Raw genomic sequence first — 20,464 nt, 5'->3', positions numbered from 1 at the left:
GATCACAAAACCAGCAATCACTTCCAAAACCCCTTCCCAGATCATGAAAAACCTGAACATTGGCCACAAAGCAAACCAATGATGAGGAAAACAGGTGCACGAGCGGTCGATTATCACTATTCTGCTCGGGTTGGTAGCCGCTACAAAAAACAGTGCGCGGCAAACCGTAACGATATTAATACGGATTTCGTCACGTTTTCGGCACAAGATGCCGTGCCGGGCACAGGAAGTGCCATGGCAGACGAGGCGCGAGACGAGTGAATTCAGCGACGTAAGGAAGGAAGAATGGATCTTCAACAAGACGGCGAAGAGCTCAAGCGCGGCCTGAAAAACCGCCACATCCAGCTCATCGCACTGGGCGGTGCCATAGGTACCGGCCTGTTCCTCGGCATTGCCGACACCATCAAGATGGCAGGCCCCTCGGTGCTGCTTGGTTACGCCATCGGCGGCTTTATCGCCTTCCTCATCATGCGCCAGCTCGGCGAGATGGTGGTGGAAGAGCCGGTGGCCGGTTCATTTAGCCACTTCGCCTACAAGTATTGGGGTGACTTTGCCGGCTTCGCCTCCGGCTGGAACTACTGGGTGCTCTATGTGCTGGTGAGCATGGCGGAGCTGACGGCGGTCGGTATCTATGTGCAGTACTGGTGGCCCGAGATCCCGACCTGGATGTCGGCGGCCTTCTTCTTCGTGCTGATCAACGCCATCAACCTCTCCAACGTCAAGGCGTTCGGCGAGATGGAGTTCTGGTTCGCCATCATCAAGGTCGTGGCCATCCTCGGCATGATAGGTTTCGGTGGTTACCTGCTGTTCTCCGGCACCGGCGGTCCCGAGGCCACGGTCAGCAACCTGTGGGCCCAGGGCGGCTTCTTCCCCAACGGGGTGGGCGGCCTGGTAATGGCCATGGCCTTCATCATGTTCTCCTTCGGTGGTCTGGAGCTGGTCGGCATCACGGCGGCAGAGGCGGACAATCCCGAGAAGAGCATTCCCAAGGCCACCAATCAGGTGATCTACCGCATCCTCATCTTCTACATCGGCGCCCTGACCGTGCTGCTCTCCCTCTACCCCTGGGGCAAGGTGGTCGAAGGCGGTAGCCCCTTCGTGATGATCTTCCATGCTCTCGACAGCAACCTGGTGGCCAACGTGCTGAACCTGGTGGTGCTGACTGCCGCGCTCTCCGTCTACAACAGCTGTGTCTACTGCAACAGCCGCATGCTGTTTGGCCTAGCCAAGCAAGGCAACGGTCCCAAGGCCCTGCTCAAGACCAACAAGAGCGGTGTTCCCCTGACCGCCATCACCATATCGGCAGCGGCCACCTTGCTGTGCGTGCTGATCAACTACCTGATCCCGGGCAAAGCTTTCGGCCTCTTGATGTCCCTGGTGGTCTCCGCCCTGGTCATCAACTGGGCCATGATCAGCCTCGCGCACCTCAAGTTCCGCAAGGTCAAGGCTGCCGAAGGGGTGACGACCAAGTTCAAGGCGCTCTGGAGCCCCTTTGGCAACTACCTCTGCCTCGCCTTCATGGCCGCCATCCTGGTGATCATGTACATGAACGACGGCACCCGCATCTCGGTCGAGCTGATCCCGGCCTGGGTACTGGTGCTGGGTCTGGGCTATCTGTTCAAGCAGAAGCGCCAGGAACGGGTCGCCACCAATCTGGGCTAATCCTCCCCGCGCCTCTTGCGAAAATGCCGGTCAGTGACCGGCATTTTTTATGCGTCAGCTCCCCTGGCATGGGCGAAGCCGTCCATCACTCCCCTGCCCCGGGCCTGCCCAGATAAGAACGTCCTCTGGGCGTTGCCATTCAGCTTCCATGATCAGGGCCTCCATAACGACAAACCCGAGGCAGAAGCCTCGGGTTTGGAGAGATCAGGACAAGTTGAAGGGTTCATCATTCCAGCAGGAAGACGGCTTCCACGTTGTCCGTAATGCTGATCTGCTGCTGTTGGTAGCTGTTCTCCGCCATGTCGGCGGCGGGGGCAGCGGCAGCCTTCATGGCACGGCTATAGACCGGCATGGGCGAGCTGTTGCGGTACTCGACGCTGTACACCTTCCCAAGCTTCATGCCAAAGGCCTTGGCCAGGGATTCCGCCTTGCTGGTGGCATCTGTCACAGCGCCAAGACGCGCCTGCTCCTTGATGACCTGTGGTGATTTGAGGCCGTACTCAATCTGGGAGACGGACTCCAGACCCGCCTTGAGTGCGGTGTCCATCAGCTGGCTCAGCTTGTCGAGCTGGTAGAGTTTGACCGCCAGCTGGCGCTGGGCACGATAACCCACCATCTCGGGCTGCTTGTTCTGCGGATACTGATACTCGGGGGAGATCACCAGATTGCCGGCCTCCACATCGCTGCGCTTGATGCCGAGGCTCTCCAGTTGACCAAAGAAGGCGGCAACCTTGGTATCCACCTGCTGCTTGGCCTTGATGCCCTGTTTCTCCAGGGCGGTCACGGCGACGTTGAGCGTCAGCATATCGGGCTCTGCCTTCTGCTCCGCATAGCCGCTGACCACCAGATGGGGAGCCTGGGGCACCTCGATGGCAAGCAGCGGAGCACTGACAACGAGCGCAGACAGGGTAAGAAGGGGACGCCACATAGAAAAAACCTCCATCGATTAGATGGAGGTCATTATGCACGTCGTCGATTGGGATTCATATATCGTGCAATGGGGGGATCTGCTCCAGCACCTGATTGGTCATGTCGATGTTGATGCTGATCTCTCCTCCAAGCGGATTGCCATGGCTCGCGATCACGGACGACGGAACTTCGGCCCCGAGCAAAGACTCATCCTCGAAATGGAATGAATCCCACGACAGAACGTGACCCTGGGATGGCATGCTCGGCTCGGAAGCCGTCACCACCGCCAGGCTACTCCAGTCAAGCTCTTCACCATGGCTGAGCAGCCCCTGCAAGGAGCTGTCGCTCAGGCTCTGCAGTGAGTACTCCTGCTGCCCCCACTCATGGCCAACCAGCACCACCATGTGAGGCAAGGGAGCATCCTCTGCCGGCGTGAAGCTGATGCTGGAGGCGGCAAAGTCCACATTGAGCAGCCCCGCCACGTCGCCATCTTCACTCTCCAGCTCCAGACCGTGGAGCTTGTCACCCGTCATCGTGGCCTGATAGCCAAAGCGGCCGGAACAGACGATGTTGTCCTGTCCGTCCCAGCTATAGCGAATGCCATCGATGTCGATCCAGTTGAATGACTGCATGGTGACCCTCTCCTGATACTGCCGCTATCTTAGCCGTCCACTTCATCAAATAACAGGGGCCGGGCAAACCCGGCCCCCATGGTTTGATTAAGGATCAACCTTGAGATTGCCTTGATCCAACAAGTCCTGAATGATCTGCAGGTCGGTCCGTGTCGAATTGGCCGTCAGATCCACATTGTCAAAGAAGATGCTGTGAGTCGTGGTGCCACTCCCCGAACCATCCAGATCGATCGTCAGGGTCGATTTATTCACCCCCGGACCTGATGCAAAGTTGAGGTACTGATCCAAGGACGCTGCATTGGCATGCTCGCCACTGAGCAACTCACTCAGGTCCAGCACATCCCCGTTGGCCCCCGTGGTGAAGTCCTTGATGATGTCGGTACCACCGGCATCTCCCGCCTGCCACTTGAAGGTATCCTTGCCAGCATTGCCTGTCAGGGTGTCACTGCCCATACCACCTATCAGCAGGTCGTCGCCACCGCCTCCTATCAAGGAGTCATTGCCGGCCAAGCCGCTGAGGATATTGGCACTGCCATCACCTGTCAGAGTGTCACCAAACATCGAGCCGACCAGGTTCTCCATGTTGCTCAGGCTATCGGTGCCGGCGCCACCGGTAGCCTGGTTGTTGCCATTGACTATCACGGTGACTCCGACGCCACCCGTGATGTCGATGTAACTGGCAGTGTCGTTGCCAGCACCACCGTTCAAGGTATCGTTGCCTGCGCCGCCGACGAGGATGTCGTTGCCATCTCCACCGTTCAACCCATCGTTGCCGCCACCACCGAGCAGGATGTCGTTGCCGGCATTGCCGTTGAGCGTCTCATCGCCAGATCCACCAATCAGGATCTCGTCGAGATAGCTCCCGGTGAGCGTCCCGCTCTGCACATCCACGAAGACCTTGGCAGTATCCGAGGTCGTGCTGTTGGTGTAGTTGAAGGACCCCTGATAAGTGTTGGGTGTGATATTGCCCGAGGTATCATCGAAGGTCACCGAGCCCACATTGTCGGTTACCGTACCACTGACCGCGCCCGAGACCCCTATGATCGTCTGGGTAGCCGCCAGCGGCCCCGTATCGTTGACCAGCAGGGCCCAATCCGGGATGGTGGACGGATCCTGATTGGTGATGATGAAGTCATCACGCACCACGGTAGGACCGACCGCCGGATTGACGATGATGGACAAGGTGCTGGACGCAGTATCCCCATCGTTATCGATCACGCTGTAGCCAAAGCTCTGATTGATACCACCAACTGGTATGGATGATGGCGGAGTATAGGTATATACACCGTTGTCCATGTCAACCTTGAGGATGCCCCCGGCGACCGTGATTGACCATTCGTTGGTCGTCGTATTAAAGGTACCGGCTGAAGCCCCACCCGAGACGCCCGAAGTATCAGTCTTCTGGTTATAGCTGTAAGTAACGCCCGCAACTGTGATGGAATTGATCCAGCCACCGTCAGCCCCGGTACTCGCTGTTACACCATCGATCAGTTGTCCGGACAGAGGAGGCGCCACAACGGTGCTGAGCAGAGTGGCGGCCAGCTGGCTGAAGTCCGTCACCACCACTGCTGTGGTGTTCGCCGGGCTTGCTCCGCTGACCCCGTTGTAGGCGATCGGATTGAGTGCCGATTGGGTTGCACCAGAGCCCATCCCGAGTGCAAAGGAGTTGATGTTGTTCGCCGTCAGGAAATCGGTCCAGTCTTTCTCGTTGGCGGCACTGATGCCATCACCATCCCCGAAGCTGTTTGAACCATCGGGAACAGTTGCGGAGTTGCTGACGTTGCTCGCGTTGGGCAAACCATCCGACATGAAGTAGGAGACGTTTTGCGCTCCGACTATCTTGTTGCTCGCCGCAAAGGCATTGATGGCATCGTTCAGCGCATCATCGTAGTTTGTCGAATCTGTCGACGAGAGGCCAAGAATGATCGTCTTGGCCGCATCGACGCTCACCCAGGTCCCTGTGGGATTGGATGCCAAGGTAGCAAAGGTGATGATGTTGACCATCACATTGCCATAAGCGCTGTATTTATCTAGCAGCTCCAGTGCCGACTTCTGCATGACCTGCAACCGACTCATGCCCTGATACCCAGATGATTCATCCATACTGCCGGAGATATCGAGGATCAGCATCAGGTTGGTGTTTTGCACCTGAGTAGCCTGACCGGCATTGGTCACTGCATTCGCTGTCGGGGCATCATCGCTGATGACCACCTGGAGATTGCCGGTGCCAACATCCCCCGTGGCATCCGTGGCAGACACCACGAACAGCGGGCCGTTGACCGTGTCATCATCCCCTTGCACGCTGTGCGTGAGCACATTGTCCTTGAGCGTGTAGGTGTAGTTCACCGTGTACAGCCCACCGCTCGGACCGGTCACCCCGGTCACGACCAGCGTTCCCTGCGCGTTGTCTACCAGCGTCTGGCTGCCGCCGCTGACCAGGTTGTAGACCTGACCCCCGATGGTCAGCCCGGTGAGGTTTTCACCTTGCGTATTGACGGTGAAGCTGCCGGTGAATATCTCGGAGTTGCCTGCCGCAGCCGAACCGGCCGGCTCGCTGCCACGGACCGGCAGACCCTCTTCGTCTACCGTCGCATTGCCGATGGTAAGCACCGGTGTGCGGGTATCCTGGCCGATGTTGATGGTCAGGGTCGCCGGGTCCGTGTCGTTGTCACCATCCTTGAGTGTGTAGGTGAACACGTCCGTTGCCCCGACCGGCACCGAGGCCGCGGTCAGCGTGTAGCTGTACTCGCCATCCGGGCCCATGGTCAGGTTGCCGTACTGGCCCGTGACCGTGAAGCCACCCGACGGGTTGCTGTCGGTGCTGCCATTGAAGCCGACAACCTGGCTGACCGCCGCGTCGTCCGCCCCCTTGACGTCCGCCCCCGCACCACCGGCGCCGCCCGTGGTACCCAGCCCGGTGATGACGTTGCCGGTGACCGGGGTGAACACCCCTTCGACGGCGCTGTCCGCATCGTTGTTGGCCGTCGGGGCATCATCGCTGATGACCACCTGGAGATTACCGGTACCAACATCCCCCGTGGCATCCGTGGCAGACACCACGAACAGCGGGCCATTGACCGTGTCATCATCCCCCTGCACGCTGTGCGTGAGCACATTGTCCTTGAGCGTGTAGGTGTAGTTCACCGTGTACAGACCCCCGCTCGGACCGGTCACCCCGGTCACGACCAGCGTTCCCTGCGCGTTGTCTACCAGCGTCTGGCTGCCGCCGCTGACCAAGTTGTAGACCTGACCCCCGATGGTCAGCCCGGTGAGGTTTTCACCTTGCGTATTGACGGTGAAGCTGCCGGTGAATATCTCGGAGTTGCCTGCCGCAGCCGAACCGGCTGGCTCGCTGCCACGGACCGGCAGACCCTCTTCGTCCACCGTCGCATTGCCGATGGTAAGCACTGGTGTGCGGGTATCCTGGCCGATGTTGATGGTCAGGGTCGCCGGGTCCGTGTCGTTGTCACCATCCTTGAGTGTGTAGGTGAACACGTCCGTTGCCCCGACCGGCACCGAGGCCGCGGTCAGCGTGTAGCTGTACTCGCCATCCGGGCCCATGGTCAGGTTGCCGTACTGGCCCGTGACCGTGAAGCCGCCCGACGGGTTGCTGTCGGTGCTGCCATTGAAGCCGACAACCTGGCTGACCGCCGCATCGTCCGCCCCCTTGACGTCCGCCCCCGCACCACCGGCGCCGCCCGTGGTACCCAGCCCGGTGATGACGTTGCCGGTGACCGGGGTGAACACCCCTTCGACGGCGCTGTCCGCATCGTTGTTGGCCGTCGGGGCATCATCGCTGATGACCACCTGGAGATTACCGGTACCAACATCCCCCGTGGCATCCGTGGCAGACACCACGAACAGCGGGCCATTGACCGTGTCATCATCCCCCTGCACGCTGTGCGTGAGCACATTGTCCTTGAGCGTGTAGGTGTAGTTCACCGTGTACAGCCCACCGCTCGGACCGGTCACCCCGGTCACGACCAGCGTTCCCTGCGCGTTGTCTACCAGCGTCTGGCTGCCGCCGCTGACCAGGTTGTAGACCTGACCCCCGATGGTCAGCCCGGTGAGGTTTTCACCTTGCGTATTGACGGTGAAGCTGCCGGTGAATATCTCGGAGTTGCCTGCCGCAGCCGAACCGGCCGGCTCGCTGCCACGGACCGGCAGACCCTCTTCGTCTACCGTCGCATTGCCGATGGTAAGCACCGGTGTGCGGGTATCCTGGCCGATGTTGATGGTCAGGGTGGCCGGGTCAGTGTCGTTGTCACCATCCTTGAGTGTGTAGGTGAACACGTCCGTTGCCCCGACCGGCACAGAGGCCGCGGTCAGCGTGTAGCTGTACTCGCCGTCCGGGCCCATGGTCAGGTTGCCGTACTGGCCCGTGACCGTGAAGCCACCCGACGGGTTGCTGTCGGTGCTGCCATTGAAGCCGACGACCTGGCTGACCGCCGCATCGTCCGCCCCCTTGACGTCCGCCCCCGCACCACCGGCGCCGCCCGTGGTACCCAGCCCGGTGATGACGTTGCCGGTGACCGGGGTGAACACCCCTTCGACGGCGCTGTCCGCATCGTTGTTGGCCGTCGGGGCATCATCGCTGATGACCACCTGGAGATTACCGGTACCAACATCCCCCGTGGCATCCGTGGCAGACACCACGAACAGCGGGCCATTGACCGTGTCATCATCCCCCTGCACGCTGTGCGTGAGCACATTGTCCTTGAGCGTGTAGGTGTAGTTCACCGTGTACAGACCCCCGCTCGGACCGGTCACCCCGGTCACGACCAGCGTTCCCTGCGCGTTGTCTACCAGCGTCTGGCTGCCGCCGCTGACCAAGTTGTAGACCTGACCCCCGATGGTCAGCCCGGTGAGGTTTTCACCTTGCGTATTGACGGTGAAGCTGCCGGTGAATATCTCGGAGTTGCCTGCCGCAGCCGAACCGGCTGGCTCGCTGCCACGGACCGGCAGACCCTCTTCGTCCACCGTCGCATTGCCGATGGTAAGCACTGGTGTGCGGGTATCCTGGCCGATGTTGATGGTCAGGGTCGCCGGGTCCGTGTCGTTGTCACCATCCTTGAGTGTGTAGGTGAACACGTCCGTTGCCCCGACCGGCACCGAGGCCGCGGTCAGCGTGTAGCTGTACTCGCCATCCGGGCCCATGGTCAGGTTGCCGTACTGGCCCGTGACCGTGAAGCCACCCGACGGGTTGCTGTCGGTGCTGCCATTGAAGCCGACGACCTGGCTGACCGCCGCGTCGTCCGCCCCCTTGACGTCCGCCCCCGCACCACCGGCGCCGCCCGTGGTACCCAGCCCGGTGATGACGTTGCCGGTGACCGGGGTGAACACCCCTTCGACGGCGCTGTCCGCATCGTTGTTGGCCGTCGGGGCATCATCGCTGATGACCACCTGGAGATTACCGGTACCAACATCCCCCGTGGCATCCGTGGCAGACACCACGAACAGCGGGCCGTTGACCGTGTCATCATCCCCTTGCACGCTGTGCGTGAGCACATTGTCCTTGAGCGTGTAGGTGTAGTTCACCGTGTACAGCCCACCGCTCGGACCGGTCACCCCGGTCACGACCAGCGTTCCCTGCGCGTTGTCTACCAGCGTCTGGCTGCCGCCGCTGACCAGGTTGTAGACCTGACCCCCGATGGTCAGCCCGGTGAGGTTTTCACCTTGCGTATTGACGGTGAAGCTGCCGGTGAATATCTCGGAGTTGCCTGCCGCAGCCGAACCGGCCGGCTCGCTGCCACGGACCGGCAGACCCTCTTCGTCTACCGTCGCATTGCCGATGGTAAGCACCGGTGTGCGGGTATCCTGGCCGATGTTGATGGTCAGGGTGGCCGGGTCCGTGTCGTTGTCACCATCCTTGAGTGTGTAGGTGAACACGTCCGTTGCCCCGACCGGCACAGAGGCCGCGGTCAGCGTGTAGCTGTACTCGCCGTCCGGGCCCATGGTCAGGTTGCCGTACTGGCCCGTGACCGTGAAGCCACCCGACGGGTTGCTGTCGGTGCTGCCATTGAAGCCGACAACCTGGCTGACCGCCGCGTCGTCCGCCCCCTTGACGTCCGCCCCCGCACCACCGGCGCCGCCCGTGGTACCCAGCCCGGTGATGACGTTGCCGGTGACCGGGGTGAACACCCCTTCGACGGCGCTGTCCGCATCGTTGTTGGCCGTCGGGGCATCATCGCTGATGACCACCTGGAGATTACCGGTACCAACATCCCCCGTGGCATCCGTGGCAGACACCACGAACAGCGGGCCATTGACCGTGTCATCATCCCCCTGCACGCTGTGCGTGAGCACATTGTCCTTGAGCGTGTAGGTGTAGTTCACCGTGTACAGACCCCCGCTCGGACCGGTCACCCCGGTCACGACCAGCGTTCCCTGCGCGTTGTCTACCAGCGTCTGGCTGCCGCCGCTGACCAAGTTGTAGACCTGACCCCCGATGGTCAGCCCGGTGAGGTTTTCACCTTGCGTATTGACGGTGAAGCTGCCGGTGAATATCTCGGAGTTGCCTGCCGCAGCCGAACCGGCTGGCTCGCTGCCACGGACCGGCAGACCCTCTTCGTCCACCGTCGCATTGCCGATGGTAAGCACTGGTGTGCGGGTATCCTGGCCGATGTTGATGGTCAGGGTCGCCGGGTCCGTGTCGTTGTCACCATCCTTGAGTGTGTAGGTGAACACGTCCGTTGCCCCGACCGGCACCGAGGCCGCGGTCAGCGTGTAGCTGTACTCGCCATCCGGGCCCATGGTCAGGTTGCCGTACTGGCCCGTGACCGTGAAGCCACCCGACGGGTTGCTGTCGGTGCTGCCATTGAAGCCGACGACCTGGCTGACCGCCGCGTCGTCCGCCCCCTTGACGTCCGCCCCCGCACCACCGGCGCCGCCCGTGGTACCCAGCCCGGTGATGACGTTGCCGGTGACCGGGGTGAACACCCCTTCGACGGCGCTGTCCGCATCGTTGTTGGCCATTGGCACGTCGTCTTCGACATGGATCAGGAAGCTGCCAGCCAAAGTGCCACTGCCGCCGGTGGCCTTCAGGATGCTGGTGAAATCTAGGGTCAGCAGTTCGTTGTCATCACCGTTACCCAGCGGATGATTCAGTGACTTGACCAAGTTGAACTGATAGCTGCCATTTGAACCAACCTGGAGCGTAAACACAGTAGCCCCATTGGCCGTGGCGGTCAGGGTATCGCCCACTACCGTATAGACCAGCGCCACACCACCCGAACTGGCCGGGGTCACACCACTGGTATCAGTGCTGAGGCTGATGGTCGCGGAATTATCCGGACCGACAATCAAGGGGGCTACAGTGCCACTGACGCTACTGGTGACGCTGTCATTATCGGTGAGGCCAGTTGGCAACTCATCCTCATCGACATAAGCCTCCACCGAGCCCACATCTTCGACATATAGATGCAGGGTAGCCGTGGCCGGATCGCCGTCCTTGTCGATGAGGGTGTATTGGAAGTCCTCGGTCAGATCGCCATTCACATTGGCGGGGGCCTGGTAACTCCATGCCCCAGTGGAGAAGTTGAAGCTCAACTTGCCACCCGCGGGAGTAGTGACGGCCGTCAGCTGCTGATCGCCATCGAGCACCCCGTCCCAGCTGTAGGTAGTCGCACCAATCTTGATGGACTGGATATAACCCGGGCCATCAGCGCCATAGGCATCATCGTCCCCACCACCCACGACGTTGTTGGAGCCGTTGAGTACGTTGCCTTGCACCAGACCACCAATGACCTGATTGAGCAGGGTATCGACCAGATCGCCGAAGTTGTTCACTCGCAGCGGGGTATTGTTCGGACCCGCATCCAGGTCGACTTCTTGCAGGCGGATATCATTGATCCCATTGCCAATGCCTATGGTGGTGACATTGACTAGGTTGGTATCGACGAAATTGTTCCAGTTGGTTGCCACCGTGTTGGTGAGTGAAGCACCACCTGGGCCGGTTTGCTCATTGGGGTCACCATCGCTGATAAAGACCACCTGATTGTTCCACCCCGAGATCGGGGTATAGGAAGCAATGGTCTCCTGGATGGCATCGGTAAAGTCGGTGCTGCCATTGAATGGACGAACACCGCCTGGCTCTTGCGGGTTCAGTGAGTTCACCAGATTCGTAAACGCGGCGATGTTGTCGGTTGGCAGATAAGCAATGGAATCGCCGGAAAACGCCACAATCTGGATCTTGACTTGGCCACCAGAGGTATTGAACAGCGCCTGCCCTGCGGTACGTACTGCATCGAGCATGACATTCAGTTCGTTATTATCGATACTGCCGCTGAAGTCGAGCACAAACACCATATTGATGTTCTGAGACTGACCGGCAAGCACGGTGGCGTAGTCATCTTGGGCCACCGGAATATCATCCTGCACATCGATGACGAATGACCCTTTCGTGAAGCCCTGGACCCGATCACCATCCCCATCGGTTGCAACCAGGACACCCGAGAAGTCAATAGGTACCGGCAGCAACTCATTATCGCCATTCGGCAACCCTTCCTTGACAGGATGATCCAGCGGTCCCTTCAGGGTGAAGGAATAATCACCGTCAGCAGCCACCGTCAAGGTGAAGATCACTGTCCCGCCTGCGGTTGCTGTCAGCACATTGCCCGCCACGCTATAACTCAGCGCCACACCGCCGCTGCTCAGCCCTTGTGAGACCAGTGAACTGACATTATTCGACAGACTGAACACGCCAGGGCCATCTGCCCCGAATTCCACCAAGGTATTCAGAGAGCCCGAGGTATCGCTGACCGTGGTGGTCTGCCCGGGCCCTTCATGGTTGCCCTCATGGGGAGCTCCGCCAGCCAGCGTCAGAGCATCCTCCTGTACCGAACCATGCACAATGGGGCCTTGCCCGTTGCCAGACTGCACGGGGCCATCGTCCTCGAAGCGGAACGTCCCGTTGACGCCCAGATCGATGCTGGCCTTGGCGTTGTCGCCATCGGCATCGGTGATGGTCTGCACCAGGGTCAGCACACCGCTGTTCAGGGTCAGGCTGACACTGTCATCGTGACTGCCGGTATTGCCGTGCCAGACGTTGTCCAAGAGGTTCAGGGTCACGGCACCCGTGACCGGATCTATGGTGAGGGTGAAGTAGCTCACCCCGTTGGCGCTGCCGGTGATGACATTGCCCACTTGGTTGAGCACTATCTGGGTGCCCTGGCCATTGACGGCCAGCGGGTCAACCGCATAGAGGCCGCTCGCCACATTGCTGCCATTGAGGGCCAGGGTGTAGCCGATGCTGCCCGCACCATCCGCACCGAAGGCATGGCTGAACTGGGCTTGCACCGTCGCGGCGGCCAGGGTCGCACTGACGATACCGTCACCGCCTACGCCGCCCAGCGCCGGCAGACTCTCGTCCACCTTCACCGACCCCAGACTCGGGGCCTGAGTTGCCAGTCCGGCCGTCGGGCCATCGTCTTCGAAGCGGAACGTCCCGTTGACGCCCAGATCGATGCTGGCCTTGGCGTTGTCGCCATCGGCATCGGTCACTGTCTGCACCAGGGTCAGCACACCGCTGTTCAGGGTCAGGCTGACGCTGTCATCGTGACTGCCGGTATTGCCGTGCCAGACGTTGTCCAAGAGGTTCAGGGTCACGGCGCCCGTGGCCGGATCTATGGTGAGGGTGAAGTAGCTCACCCCGTTGGCGCTGCCGGTGATGACATTGCCCACTTGGTTGAGCAGGATCTGGGTGCCCTGGCCATTGGCGGCCAGCGGATCAACCGCATAGAGGCCGCTCGCCACATTGCTGCCATTGAGGGCCAGGGTGTAGCCGATGCTGCCCGCACCATCCGCACCGAAGGCATGGCTGAACTGGGCTTGCACCGTGGCGGCGGCCAGGGTCGCACTGACGATACCGTCACCGCCTACGCCGCCCAGCGCCGGCAGACTCTCGTCCACCTTCACCGACCCCAGACTCGGGGCCTGGGTTGCCAGCCCCGCGGTCGGGCCATCGTCCTCGAAGCGGAACACGCCACCCGTCCCCAGATCGATGCTGGCCTTGGCGTTGTCGCCATCGGCATCGGTCACTGTCTGCACCAGGGTCAGCACACCGCTGTTCAGCGTCAGGCTGACGCTGTCATCGTGACTGCCGGTATTGCCGTGCCAGACGTTGTCCAAGAGGTTCAGGGTCACGGCACCCGTGGCCGGATCTATGGTGAGGGTGAAGTAGCTCACCCCGTTGGCGCTGCCGGTGATGACATTGCCCACTTGATTGAGCACTATCTGGGTGCCCTGGCCATTGGCGGCCAGCGGATCAACCGCATAGAGGCCGCTCGCCACATTGCTGCCATTGAGGGCCAGGTTGTAGCCGATATTGCCCGCTCCGTCCGCACCGAAGGCATGGCTGAACTGGGCTTGCACCGTCGCGGCAGCCAGGGTCGCGCTGACGATTCCGTCGCCGCCCACGCCGCCCAGCGCCGGCAGACTTTCGTCCACCTTCACCGACCCCAGACTCGGGGCCTCACCGGCCAGTCCTGCGGTCGGACCATCGTCCTCGAAGCGGAACACGCCGCCGGTTCCCAGATCGATGCTGGCCTTGGCGTTGTCGCCATCGGCATCGGTCACTGTCTGCACCAGGGTCAGCACACCGCTGTTCAGGGTCAGGCTGACACTGTCATCGTGACTGCCGGTATTGCCGTGCCAGACGTTGTCCAAGAGGTTCAGGGTCACGGCACCCGTGGCCGTATCTATGGTGAGGGTGAAGTAGCTCACCCCGTTGGCGCTGCCGGTGATGACATTGCCCACTTGGTTGAGCAGGATCTGGGTGCCCTGGCCATTGGCGGCCAGCGGATCAACCGCATAGAGGCCGCTCGCCACATTGCTGCCATTGAGGGCCAGGTTGTAGCCGATGCTGCCGGCACCATCCGCCCCGAAGGCATGGCTGAACTGGGCTTGCACCACAGCTGCCGCCAGGGTCGCGCTGACGATTCCGTCGCCGCCCACGCCGCCCAGCGCCGGCAGACTTTCGTCCACCTTCACCGACCCCAGACTCGGGGCCTCACCGGCCAGTCCTGCGGTCGGACCATCGTCCTCGAAGCGGAACACGCCGCCGGTTCCCAGATCGATGCTGGCCTTGGCGTTGTCGCCATCGGCATCGGTCACTGTCTGCACCAGGGTCAGCACACCGCTGTTCAGCGTCAGGCTGACGCTGTCATCGTGACTGCCGGTATTGCCGTGCCAGACGTTGTCCAAGAGGTTCAGGGTCACGGCACCCGTGGCCGTATCTATGGTGAGGGTGAAGTAGCTCACCCCGTTGGCGCTGCCGGTGATGACATTGCCCACTTGATTGAGCACTATCTGGGTGCCCTGGCCATTGGCGGCCAGCGGATCAACCGCATAGAGGCCGCTCGCCACATTGCTGCCATTGAGGGCCAGGTTGTAGCCGATGCTGCCGGCACCATCCGCCCCGAAGGCATGGCTGAACTGGGCTTGCACCACAGCTGCCGCCAGGGTCGCACTACCTATGCCATCGCCGTCTGCACCACCCAAGGCAGGCAAGCTCTCGTCCACGCTGACCACGCCCAGCTCCCCGGCCCCAGGGAGCAGGCGCACGCTGGGTACGTCATCCAGTATCACCACATCCAGACTGGCGCTGGTGCTGTCACCGTCGCTGTCCGTCAGCACAACGTTGAAGCTCTCGGTCAGGGCAGTGTCATTGGCAGGCTGGGTGTGAGCCTCGTTATCGCTCAGGGTGTAGCTGTAAGTCACAGTGCCAGCGCCAGTCACCGGGTTGTAGCTGATGCCTGTCACCAACAGCTGATTGCCCAGAGGGCTCGGGATCGCCTGCGGGAAACTGCTGATGACCTGACCGTTACTGATGAGTACCACGCCACCCAGCGTCAGGCTCTGGATGCCATCTGCCGCATTGAAGGTGAAGGCGCCGCTCTTGGTCAGGCCAGCAGCATCCGGGCTGCTGCCATCGGCCAATGCAGCTTCATTCAGAACAAGCTCGCCCCCCTCGACCTGCAACCCCCCCAAGGAGACTGTCTCATCCGTGGGGGTAATGGTAATGGTCAGAGTGGAGTTATTGGTATCGTCGCCATCGGTCACTATGTAGTTGGCTGGCGGCACTGGGCCTGTGTAATTGAGTGCCGGAGTAAAGGTGTAGGAGCCGTCGGCATTGATGATGAGGGTGCCTATCCCGTCCAATGAACTCTCGACACCGGCCAGAATGCCGATGTTGCTGCCCCAGCTATAGGAAACAATCGATGTATCTTGAGGGCCATCCGAGTTGCTGCTGTTGAGCAGCAGGTTGCCACTGATGGCTTGGTCTTCCTGGGTGACTTCAGATTCATCCAGATCATCGAGCTCATTTTCTGGCAGAAGATCGTCTTCCTGCAGCACATTCTGATCGAGCAAGGCGTCATAACTGGTATCAAATCCGGCCTCGGCTATGGTCGCATCACCGACACGATCGATGACGACAAAGCCGCCGTTGCCACTGGCCCCCGCGACCCCGCCGATGCCGCCACCCCCACCAGCGGCAGGCGCCCCGCCGGCGGCGGCGGCTTCAAAGTCCTTGGTCGGGTCGACCCCTTGCAGGATGGATTCTTGCAAGGCCGCAATTTCTGGAGGGAGGTTGCTGTTCTCGGCCGATGATGAGGGTTGCCCTTCGGCCGGTGTATCTGTCTCGGCGGGGGCAGCTGCGGCCTGCCCGGGGTTGTCATCGTAGGGTGCCAACATCAATTTCGCATCGTCGGCAATATTGAGCTTGGCGCCCGGTTGCAATATCTCGCCAGGCTGGAGAGGACGGCTGCTGCCATCGGCAAGCAGGATCTGAACATTGCCTTCCACGGAAGAGACGACGACGGTTTTGTCGATGATTTGGGTGCGCATATCCATTGCTCCAGGGTGACAGATCTTGATGCGTACACTCTAGATGCGCGCCCATCGAGCTTCAGTTGCAAAAATGTACAACATTGAATCTGTTTGGCTTCATCCGATGCAGCGAATCGAATGAATATTTTTTACACAGATAAATCAATAAACTAACAACTCGCCTTTCAGGCTTTCTGTATCTTCATCGCAGCAAAGCACCTTCATATATTCTAAATGGATATAAAAAAGGGCCCTTATTGGGGCCCTTTTCAATATAATTGCGTGATTCACGGCAATGGGAATGCCGGATGAACGAAGCCCTGGTAACCGTCTATGTGCAGGTTGGCCAGCACATCGACCTGCTGCTGATCCTCCACTCGGGTGGCGATGGTCGTGACACCCGCATTGTGGGCTGCCCGGCAGACCGCAGCCAAGAAGGAGGTATCGGCTCCCGGCTCCATGACCTGGCTGGTATAGCCATGATCCACCTTGACGTAGGCAGGAGCCAGCTCCTCCAGATACCCGAGAGACTGGAAGTGGCGACCATAGTGATCGACCCCCCACAGGAAGCCCTGCTCTCGCAGTACGTCGACCAGGTTGGTCACATGCTGCTTGTGTTTCATGATGGCGGCCTCAGGGATCTCGAACAGCAGTCTCTCCTTCAACTCGCCGTTCACGGCCAGATAGCCTCTCAGCCAGGTCAGGAACTCATCCGAGCAGAGCGACCCGGCGGTGATGTTGACCGCCAGCACCAGCTCGGGTTGCTGCCTGAACAAGGGCACGCAGGATTCCAGTACGGCCTTGTCAAACTCGGCTCCCATCTGGAACTGCTCTATGGCGGGCAAGAACTGGCCTGCGAAATAGTCGGTCCCATCGCGCGAGATGGAAGCAAACAGCTCGGCATGCAGGCGCGTGCCATCATCGAAGCGGCAGGCAGGCTGCGCCTTGAAGCGCCACAGGTTTCGGGCCATTGCATCCTGTACCAGATCACGCCATGCCAGACGCCCCATCAACCCCTGATCCGATCCCCCTTCCATGACGACGGCACCCCGCCGCTCGTTGCGCGCCTTGCCCAGCGCATTGTCCGCCTTGGTCAGCAGGGCGGAGAGATCATCATCACCATCACGGCCAGCGATCCCGACGACCGAGAGCGCACCGCTCTCACCCATGGGATTGACCACCAGATCGGCGATACGGCTATTGATAAGCTCCGCCAGATCCTTGAGCTGCGACAGATCATCGGTAGGACAGAGCAGGGCATACTCGGTAGCCGAGATCCGGGCCAGCGCCGCACCATCCCAGCCGTCTAGCAGCTCCCTGAGCACCTGGGCGATGGACTTGACCATGTTGTCCCGTGCGGCATAGCCTTCCTCACGATAGAGATCGTCCAGCATGTCGACGGCCACCAGCATGACGCCCCCCTGTCCCGCCTCGGCGATCCAGGCATTGACCTGTCCCACGAAGTAGGAGCGGTTGCCGAGCCCGGAGACCGCATCCACATAGACGCGGGCGCGCAGGTTCTCGGCTTCATCGGCCTGCTCCTTGAACTGCACCGCCAGCTTGCTCGAGAGGGTGTTGATGGCCTGCACCACCTGTTTCAACTCACGGCTCTTGGGCTCGGGAATGGCGTGCCCGAAGTGGTGCAGCTCGATCTCGACCGCCTGCTCGCAGATGAGCTTGAGCGGTTTGAGCAGGTAGTTGAGTGCCCGCATCAGTAGTATGGTGGTGACCAGGAAGCCCACCAGGAACCAGGTCGCCAGCTCGCTCATCCCCTTCCAGAGCTCGTAGTAGGCCTGTCCTGGATGGCCCACTATCTTCAGCTTGCCCAGTTGCAACCAGCCCGAGGTCAGAATGGATTCGTTGGATACCTCAGGGAAGAGCCCCAACCCGATGAACCACTGCGGCACCCCCTGAATGTTGCTGCTGTTCTCCAGCTCGATGACATCCTTGGAAGCCAGCAGATCGAGGCGGACCAGTCGATAGTAGCCACCGTCGAACACGGCCTTCATGACGGATTCGGCACTCACCTTGTCCCCATTCTCCAGATAAGGCGTCAACGCCAGACCCAGGGCGGTGGAGGTGTTGATGACTGTGGTCTCCTGCTGTTGCGCCAGATAGTTGCGGGTCGAATTGAACTGTACCCAGTAGGTGGCGGCAAACAGCAATCCGAACAGTAACAGCATGGTTGCCAATAGTTGTCTGTAGAGCGTCATAGGTTAATCATCCAAATTCACCACAGGCCGAGCCAATCGCCCTGAAGTCATGCGATTGCGTAAGTCAGTCCATAATCCCAAGCGGGATGATTGCCCGGCCAGTTCCCCTTGACCACGCGCCTTCATCAACCACAAGTGACTACCGTTAAAGCTGTAAATTGGCACCAGGTCCGCCCGCTGACTGGCCGGGCGAATGGCGCCGACGAGATTGTCCAGAATGAGAGGCACTGATGCGGGCGTCTCATAATAGGCAACAACCATATGAAACTGGTTATAATCCAATGCCTTGACATATACCATCCGCATTTTTTCATCCGGAATGCCAAGCTCCAGCAGCGTAAAGTATTTGGAAATGCTGAAGTCTTCACAATCTCCGCCTGCCGCCCCCAGAAACTCCAGCGGGGTCGCCCAGTAATCCTTCTTGCGCCACAGCTTAATGTCATCGATAAACCGCATCTGATTGAAAAACTGGTTCACCTTCTCCAGCTTCTGCCGCTCCGTCAGACCCGCAGCTCTGTTCTGCATCGCCAGCGTGCGCCAGCTGGTGACCCGCTTGCCTGCACGAGGGCCATAGGTCTCCTCCGCCCGCTTGACCAGCTTCAGATCTTCCGACGACAGGGGCTGGCTGGCGCTGAGCAACAGCGGGATCGACAGTAGCACCAGCCACAACAGCTGGAGCCGCCAACGCTGCACGGGGCGGATGGGCCATGCTGGCCAGAAGAGCCCGCGGCTCCCTGCCTTGCACCACGATGTCACATGTTTCCCCTGCTGCATGCCATTGCAATCTTCATTTGAAAGCCAAATGCATAAAAGAATGACTGCAGCAAGCTGCAGCCATTTCTTTTGACTGATATGGCATCAGCACGATGACCATCAGTTGTTTTTGGCCTGCCAATCAGCGGGCTGCTGTACATTCATGGCATTGAGCAGTCCCCCGGTGGCATTGAGGATACGGTAATCCGCCAGCAGGGAATCATACTCGGCCGTGATGTAGCTGCGACGAGCCTCGAACAGTTCGTTTTCCGTGTTCAGCACGTCCAGCAAGGTCCGTTGCCCCAGACCAAACTGCTTCTTGTACGCCTGTACGGTGTCGTAGCTGGCGTCCACGTGCTCTTTCAGGAAGACTTTCTGCTTGGCCAGCGACTCCTTGGCATTCCAGGCGAGGCGGGTCCCCTCTTCCACCTGGCGGAAGGCATTCAGGTGAATGTCTTTGGCCTGGGAATAGAGTGCCGAGGTGGCCTTGCTTTCAGCCAGATCGGAGCCACCACGGAACAGGTTGTAACGCATCCGGACCATGGCGGTGAGATCGTCGTTGCGCCCCTTGACCGCATCGATGTCCTCATTCCAGTTCTGATCCACCTCGAAGGCCACGTTCGGGTAGAACCCGGACTTGGAGCCTTCATGCTGATACTTGGCCTCTTCGATGTCTTGAAGGGAGGACAGCAGGGTCGGGTGAACCTCGGTGGCCGTCTTCAGCGCGTCCTCCAGGGTGGCGGGCAGCAGCTGGCTGTTGGGGGCCGGCTGCACCAGATCCTTGGGCACCTCATTCACGACCCGGATGAACTCGCTCTCAGCATCCCGATAGTTGTTCTCCGCAGCCGCCTGGTTGGAGTAGGCACGTGCCACACGACCATCGATCTGGGTCTGATCCGCGGTCGAACCCAGACCTGAGTCTGTTCGTTTCTGGATGTCACTGCGGATCTGCTCGTGGGTTTCCAGGTTCTGCTTGGACAGCTCCAGGATCTCCTGCTGACGCAGCATGTTGAGGTACACCTCGGCCACACGCAGGGCCGTGTTCTCCGCCTCGGAGATCATGGCCAGACGCTGGGCCTGGGCGGCGGCATCGGTCCGGGCCACGTTGCTGCTGACATCGAAGCCGTCAAACAGCATCTGGCGCAGGCTGATCCCGGCCTCCTTACGAGTCATGGAATCATCGATCGTCTGGGAGTTGGCGGGCGCCGCACGGGTCGAGGGGCTGTCGGTCTTCTCGTAACCAACGCCGCCACGCAGATCTATGGTGGGATAGTAGCCGCCCTTGGCTCCATCATGCTGGTACAGTCGTGCCTGATAGAGATCAAAAGCTTCCTTGATTTTCGGATGGGTAGCCAGTGACTGTGCCACTGACTGTTCCAGTGTCTGTGCCTGGCTCAGGCCCGGGAACAGTATGGTGCCACTAACCAGCATGGCAACAATCGTCTTCTTCATGGTATCTCCAGTCAT

7 protein-coding genes are annotated in these 20,464 nt (G+C 60.3%); 1 reads left to right on the top strand and 6 read right to left on the bottom strand.

Features of this window, described 5'->3' with window-relative positions:
• The first annotated feature begins 285 nt into the window (after positions 1 to 285).
• Positions 286 to 1,662: an amino acid permease gene (locus WIR04_RS08310; RefSeq protein WP_307764868.1), complete on the top strand. Its 1,377-nt coding sequence runs from the start codon at positions 286 to 288 to the stop codon at positions 1,660 to 1,662.
• A 226-nt stretch (positions 1,663 to 1,888) separates the two neighbouring features.
• On the opposite strand, the gene WIR04_RS08305 is transcribed toward WIR04_RS08310, so the two are convergent.
• The 6 genes from WIR04_RS08305 to WIR04_RS08280 all read right to left on the bottom strand — a co-directional run bounded on the left by WIR04_RS08305 (position 1,889) and on the right by WIR04_RS08280 (position 20,449).
• Positions 1,889 to 2,590, bottom strand: a complete 702-nt coding sequence (locus WIR04_RS08305) for an SIMPL domain-containing protein (RefSeq protein ID WP_025327365.1) — start codon at positions 2,588 to 2,590, stop codon at positions 1,889 to 1,891.
• Positions 2,591 to 2,645: 55 nt separating this feature from the next.
• Complete coding sequence (locus WIR04_RS08300) at positions 2,646 to 3,203, bottom strand: hypothetical protein (protein WP_025327366.1); 558 nt, start codon at positions 3,201 to 3,203, stop codon at positions 2,646 to 2,648.
• Positions 3,204 to 3,290: 87 nt separating this feature from the next.
• Positions 3,291 to 16,049: a retention module-containing protein gene (locus tag WIR04_RS08295; protein WP_338891842.1), complete on the bottom strand. Its 12,759-nt coding sequence runs from the start codon at positions 16,047 to 16,049 to the stop codon at positions 3,291 to 3,293.
• Positions 16,050 to 16,318: 269 nt separating this feature from the next.
• Entirely contained in the window at positions 16,319 to 18,244 is a 1,926-nt protein-coding gene (locus tag WIR04_RS08290) for an EAL domain-containing protein (RefSeq protein ID WP_338891841.1), read from the bottom strand.
• Between the two features lie 3 nt (positions 18,245 to 18,247).
• Positions 18,248 to 19,018, bottom strand: a complete 771-nt coding sequence (locus WIR04_RS08285) for a transglutaminase-like cysteine peptidase (protein WP_420883451.1) — start codon at positions 19,016 to 19,018, stop codon at positions 18,248 to 18,250.
• Between the two features lie 99 nt (positions 19,019 to 19,117).
• Positions 19,118 to 20,449, bottom strand: a complete 1,332-nt coding sequence (locus WIR04_RS08280; RefSeq protein ID WP_338891840.1) for a TolC family outer membrane protein — start codon at positions 20,447 to 20,449, stop codon at positions 19,118 to 19,120.
• Between the last annotated feature and the right edge of the window lie 15 nt (positions 20,450 to 20,464).

The sequence above is a fragment of the Aeromonas rivipollensis genome (assembly GCF_037811135.1).
Lineage (GTDB): Bacteria > Pseudomonadota > Gammaproteobacteria > Enterobacterales > Aeromonadaceae > Aeromonas > Aeromonas rivipollensis.
The sequence above is the reverse complement of the archived record's forward strand: the minus strand, read 5'-3'. Positions and strand labels throughout refer to the sequence as shown.

Bases quoted from the DNA above. Each gene is read 5' to 3' on its own strand.
- WIR04_RS08295 (WP_338891842.1), bottom strand. From the start codon at position 16,049: ATGCGCACCCAAATCATCGACAAAACCGTCGTCGTCTCTTCCGTGGAA.
- WIR04_RS08290 (WP_338891841.1), bottom strand. From the start codon at position 18,244: ATGACGCTCTACAGACAACTATTGGCAACCATGCTGTTACTGTTCGGA.
- WIR04_RS08280 (WP_338891840.1), bottom strand. From the start codon at position 20,449: ATGAAGAAGACGATTGTTGCCATGCTGGTTAGTGGCACCATACTGTTC.
- WIR04_RS08310 (WP_307764868.1), top strand. From the start codon at position 286: ATGGATCTTCAACAAGACGGCGAAGAGCTCAAGCGCGGCCTGAAAAAC.
- WIR04_RS08305 (WP_025327365.1), bottom strand. From the start codon at position 2,590: ATGTGGCGTCCCCTTCTTACCCTGTCTGCGCTCGTTGTCAGTGCTCCG.
- WIR04_RS08300 (WP_025327366.1), bottom strand. From the start codon at position 3,203: ATGCAGTCATTCAACTGGATCGACATCGATGGCATTCGCTATAGCTGG.
- WIR04_RS08285 (WP_420883451.1), bottom strand. From the start codon at position 19,018: ATGCAGCAGGGGAAACATGTGACATCGTGGTGCAAGGCAGGGAGCCGC.